The sequence below is a fragment of the Cupriavidus campinensis genome (assembly GCF_905397395.1).
Lineage (GTDB): Bacteria > Pseudomonadota > Gammaproteobacteria > Burkholderiales > Burkholderiaceae > Cupriavidus > Cupriavidus campinensis.
The window spans coordinates 1-3484 of record NZ_CAJPVH010000121.1; the positions used below are offsets into that span (position 1 = coordinate 1).

Consider the following 3484-nt stretch of genomic DNA (forward strand, 5'->3'; position numbering starts at 1 on the left):
GGGTCGCCGTCCCGCAGCACGCCGGCGGCCTCGCCGTTCGCGGCGCGGTTGGCTGGGCTGTTGGCGGCGTCGTCCAGCGGCGTGCGGCCGCGCGTGCGCTGGTAGGTATCGCGCACGGACTCGCCCACGCGCTTCTGGATCGCCGCCGGCATCATCTGCGTGGCGCCCATCAGCAGCATGGCGCTGTTCTGCACCACCTCGCTGACGCTCATGTCCTTGCCGTGCTGGGCGAATGCCATGGCCTGCTGTGCCGTCTGCACGCCGCCGATGCCGAACGCGGTGCCGTTGAGCACGCGGCTGGTGGTGCCGAAGCGCGACGCCGATTGCATCAGCGTTTGGCCGGCCATCTCCCGCACCGTGCCGCCGCCCGCCGCCACGCGCATGCCGGCATTGGCCGCCAGCGAGCCGAACTTGGCAAAGCCCATGCCGCCGATGCCGGCCACCGAGCCGCCCACGTTCAGCCACTGGGACATTGCCTCCTGGCTCTTGAACGGGTTGATCGAGCGGCCATGATCGGCGATGTTGTCCAGCTCGTGCCACGAGGTGCCGATGCCATAGCCCATGCTGCCGATCATGCCGCCCCAGGCCACCGCCACCAGCGGCGTCAGCGTGCCGCCCGACGCCACCATGACCACCCCGCCCGCCACGGCGCCGACCGCCGCCACGCCGAGGTTGACCCAGCCCATGACCTTCTCCGTGCCGGTCACGATATGGGCGTCCATCGCCTCGTAGCTGACGTGGCCATCGCGGCCGAGATCGAGGTTGCGGTCGGCGATGTAGACGGTGCCCTTGTCGGCCAGGAGGTTGTTCTCCTGGAAATCGCGCTTCGGGTCGGCGCCGTCCTTGCCGTAGACGGAACCGCTGTCATCCACCCACAGGGTGTTGCCGTCGCGGCCCTTGAACTCGAACACCGCGCTCTGGTACGCCGCGCTGCCCGGCTGCGTCACGAAGATCGGGATGGCGGAGGCCGTCGCGTCATTGCCGGCGTTGGCGCGGATCTCCGCCTTGACGTCCTTGATGGTCTGGGGCGTCGCGTTGGGCATGGCCAGCTGGATGGCCTTGTCGAGCGCGGCGTCGTCACCGACCTTGGCCTTCAGGTCCTGTTTCTGCAGGGCCATGTCGTCGAACGACTGGCGCAGGATCTCGTCCTTGTCGAGATCGAACATCTTGTTCTGCTCTTTGGCCTCGGCGCTCTCGCCGTACTTCTCGTTGCCGCGCGCCGTGGCCTTCTGGACGTAGTAGTCCGACATCGGCGGCGCGTCCTTGCTGGACTTCAACGCCTGCTCGAAGGCCAGGGAGAGCCCGGTGTAGCCCTGCGCGGCGGCATCCTCGGCGCCACCGTAGATGCGGCCCTGGCGGGAGCCTCCAGCCTGATTGCTCATCATCAGCAGGCTGACGTCGTTGTCGCGGTCGGTCAGCCACGTGGCGGTGCGCTGGGCGGCGGGGCCGGAGCCCGGCTTGGCGCCGTCGGTGGTGGCGTAGTAGTTGGCATCGGCCTTGTCCACCACGGCGGCCAGCCCGTGGTAGAAGTCGTCCCAGTCGTTGTAGCCGGCGCCGGTGCTGTCGTTGCGCGCGGTCCAGTCGTTCTTGTACTCGGCGCGGACGGTCTCCAGCAGCGTGTCCGCGTCCTCGGGAATCAGGCTCGGCGCGGTCTCCTGCAGGTACTGGCCCACCTTGTCGGCGTACATCTCCTGCTGGCCCTGGATCGGGCGGCCCTCGTCGTCGTGGGTCTTGTTCTTGAGGTTCTTGTCCATCGCCGCGTTGATCTGCGACTTGAACAGGTCGCTGTCGAAGCGGTTGTTGTGCACGGCCACGTACTGGGCGCGCTCGTCGGGTGACTGCGCGGCGTCCACGCCAGCCTTGCGGGTGGCCAGCGCGCCCTTGACGTCGCCGGCATCCAGCTGCCTGGCGATGCTGGTGGTCATGGTTTCCACGCGCTGCTCGGTCGAGGCCTGGAGCAGCACGCGCATATGGTCCAGCGCCGGGGTGGTGGCGGTGGCCTTCGCTTCCGGCGTTTTTGCCTTGGCCTTGGCCGCGTCGGTCAGCTGCTGCGCCGTGTAGAACAACAACTGGCCGCCGTATTGCTGCACGCCCTGGTTGTACTTCTGGGTGGCCGGGTCGCCGGCCGGGGCGTTGGGGTCGGGGCGAAGGCTGTCCGCATCGAGCGACTTGTAGAGGACGTAGCCGGCCGGGTTGTCCTTCATCATCGCCCGCTCGTCGGCGGGCAGGTCGCGCGTGAGGACCGAGTTGGGGTCGGTCTTCGAATAGGGATCGAGCGTCAGGCCCTCCATGCGGGCCAGCGCCAGCGTGGTCGGGTCGGTCTTGGCCAGCCCGCGCTCGAAGTCGTTGGTCGGCACGAGGTTGGCCATCTCGCCCTTGAGCTGCCCCTTGGCATTGGCGAGGTCGATGACCTTGCCGAGGTCCGGGCTGGCGCCGTAGCGCTGCTTGACATCGGCCACGGCCTGCTCGCGGAAGCGCTCGGGCACCTTGACGCCCTGCCCCTTGTCCAGCGCCGCGCGCTGCGCCTTCGCGTCGTTGACGGCGGTCGTATAGATCGACATGCCTTCCTGCCGCTCGTAGCGGTTCGGCGTCTTGTCGTTCTGGACCGTCTTCAGGCCCTCATCCGAATCATGCTGGTAGCGATTGACCGCCGAGGTGTCGATTTCCTTCTGCAGGGCGGCGGTGAAGTCATCGCTGGCCTTTTGGAGTTCCTGCTGCGCCGCGGTGTCGTTGGCGCGGGCGGTTTGCAGGTCGTCGTCGAGGCTCGCCTCGGCCCGGCGGATACCGCCGGGGATCTTGTTGTAGGCGGCGGTCTCCTGCTGGAGGGTCTTGCCGGTGGCTTCGGCCTTGTCCTGCGCCAGCACCAGCTTGAAGCGGGCCGCGCCGGTGTCGCGCGCGGCCTGGTTGGGCTCGGTCTTCAGGTAATCCTTCCTGGCGTCCTCAAGGTTGGCCTTGAGCGCCGGGTCGTCATAGCGCTTGGTGATTTCCTTGAGCTTGGCGTCGACGGCGGCCGTCTCGTCCCGCCCGGTCTGGGCCGCATGATTGGCCGCCACGCGCAGCTCGTTCTGCACGCCGCCCAGCACGGTGCCGTACTTCTCGCCCAGCGGCTTCCACCTGGCGTCGGTCATCGGGCCGCCGTTCAGCTTGTCGACGGTATCGTCGTAAGCGCCCTTGGCGTCCTTCTGCCAGCGGTCGGTGTGCGCCTTGGCATCGTCCTCTTCCTGCTTGCGCTTGGTTTCGGCCGGGTCGGGCGGCAGCGCGGCGGGCTTATCCGTCTTCGGGGCACTGGCCAGCGTCAACGTGAGCGGCTCGTTGCCGGTGTAGACCGCATTGGTGACCTGCGGCGTCTGCTGGGGCTTCTCGGTCTGCTCGGTCTTGGCCGGCTGCTTGGGCGTCTCGGGCTGCTGCGGCTGCTGGGCGCGGGCGGCGGCTTCCTGCTGGGCGCGGCGCTGGGCCTGCTCCTGGGCCTCGCGCGCGGCGCGCT

1 protein-coding gene is annotated in these 3484 nt (G+C 68.5%); it reads right to left on the bottom strand.

Translation table 11 applies throughout. From position 1 onward, the window contains the following. Positions 1-3484 (bottom strand): DUF4781 domain-containing protein (locus KHO18_RS28000; protein WP_211944296.1); only part of this gene is annotated, 3484 nt, incomplete at both ends.